This is a genomic window from Nocardiopsis sp. TNDT3, assembly GCF_003427465.1.
Taxonomy (GTDB): Bacteria; Actinomycetota; Actinomycetes; order Streptosporangiales; family Streptosporangiaceae; genus Nocardiopsis; species Nocardiopsis dassonvillei.
The window spans coordinates 1-1,481 of record NZ_QPFC01000947.1 but is presented as its reverse complement, the minus strand read 5'-3'; the positions used below and the strand labels follow the sequence as shown (position 1 = coordinate 1,481).

Annotated in this window: 2 protein-coding genes; both read right to left on the bottom strand. The window is 74.1% G+C overall.

Features of this window, described 5'->3' with window-relative positions; translation table 11 throughout:
* Positions 1–49: 49 nt before the first annotated feature.
* Positions 50–625: an HIT domain-containing protein gene (locus DQW06_RS22075; RefSeq protein ID WP_013151869.1), complete on the bottom strand. Its 576-nt coding sequence runs from the start codon at positions 623–625 to the stop codon at positions 50–52.
* A 210-nt stretch (positions 626–835) separates the two neighbouring features.
* Positions 836–1,481 (bottom strand): DUF885 family protein (locus tag DQW06_RS22070; protein ID WP_117199224.1); only part of this gene is annotated, 646 nt, incomplete at its 5' end.

Below are 1,481 nucleotides of genomic sequence, written 5' to 3'. Positions count from 1 at the left end.
GTCGGGGCGGCCTCCAGGGGGCGTGTCGCGTGCTCCCGCGGGGCGCGCCCTACTCTCTGGGCCAGTGCGCGGCGAGCTTGGACCGGGTCTGCTCCAGCATCTCGGGCAGCACCTTGGTCCGGCCGATCACGGGCATGAAGTTGGCGTCGCCTCCCCAGCGGGGAACGATGTGCTGGTGCAGGTGGGCCGCGATCCCGGCACCGGCCGCGCCGCCGAGGTTCATGCCGACGTTGAAGCCCTGCGGCCCGTAGGCCGCGCCCAGCGCGAGGATGCCCGCCTGGGTGAGGGCGGCCACCTCGGCGGTCTCCTCCTCGTCCAGGGCGGTGTAGTCGGACACGTGGCGGTAGGGGCAGATCAGGATGTGGCCGCTGTTGTAGGGGTAGAGGTTGAGGACCGCGTAGGCCGACTTGCCCCGGGCGACCACGAGGCCCTCGGGGTCGGACAGTCCGGGGGCTCGGCAGAAGGGACACCCGTCCTCGGGGCGCGAGCCGCTGGGCTTGCCCTCGCCCTTGATGTAGGCCATGCGGTGCGGCGTCCACAGCCGTTCCCAGCCGTCGGGGCTTCCCGTCCCCACGGCGGGAGGGTCGCCGGGAACGTCCTCGTGCTCGTCGTCGGCACCGCGCATGGCTCGTCCGTTTCCGTCGCCTGTCCGTACTCTCTCGCGCCTCCAGCATAGAAGCGCGGTGGCGACCGCGGGCCGAACCCGGCCCGGCCTGTGGACAACTCCGTGGGCATCCTCGGGAACCCGCGGGGACCGGTCGTGCCCGCCGCAGCCGCCGGTGTACCAACGCGTGGAGGGCGGCCGGAGTGCCCGTCAGGCCGGGTGGCCGCGTCCCTACAGCCCCAGCAGGGTGCGCAGGTGGCGCGGGGGCGGGCTGCCGTGGGCGAGCATCGCGTCGTGGCGCTCGCGCTCGGTGAGCGCGGGCCGGGCCAGGGCCAGGTCGCTGGCGATGTCGGAGACCTCCGCGTAGCCCACGTAGTAGGTGGACAGCTGGGCGCTGGTGAGCTGGGCGCGGCGCCACTTGCCGACGGCCTCGCCCTCCTCCTGGTGTCCGCGCCGGGTCATCAGGGAGATCGCCTCGGCCTCGGTGAGGTCGCCGGTGTGCAGGCGCACGTCCAGGATCGCGTTGATGATCATCCGCAGGCGCATCTTGAGCTGCACCAGGCGCAGCGCCAGGTCCTCGCGCCGGTCGCCGGACCAGCCGTGGCGGGCCAGCACCTCCTCGGCGTAGACCGCCCAGCCCTCCACGAAGGTGCCGCTCCACAGGGCCCGGCCCACCCGGGTGCCGCCCTCGTGCCGGGCGGCGTGGGCGAGCTGGAGAGCGTGCCCGGGAACGGCCTCGTGGGCCATGAGGTCGCGCAGCATGACCGCGTTGTACTCGCGGAAGAAGGACTCCCTGCGCCCGGCGGGCCAGTCCTCCGGCGGCGGGGCCACCGCTACCAGGGTCGGCTGCTCCCCGGACCGCGGGTCGAGGGGGCCG

Coding starts and splice junctions, on each gene's coding strand:
- DQW06_RS22075 (WP_013151869.1), bottom strand. CDS start 625: ATGCGCGGTGCCGACGACGAGCACGAGGACGTTCCCGGCGACCCTCCC.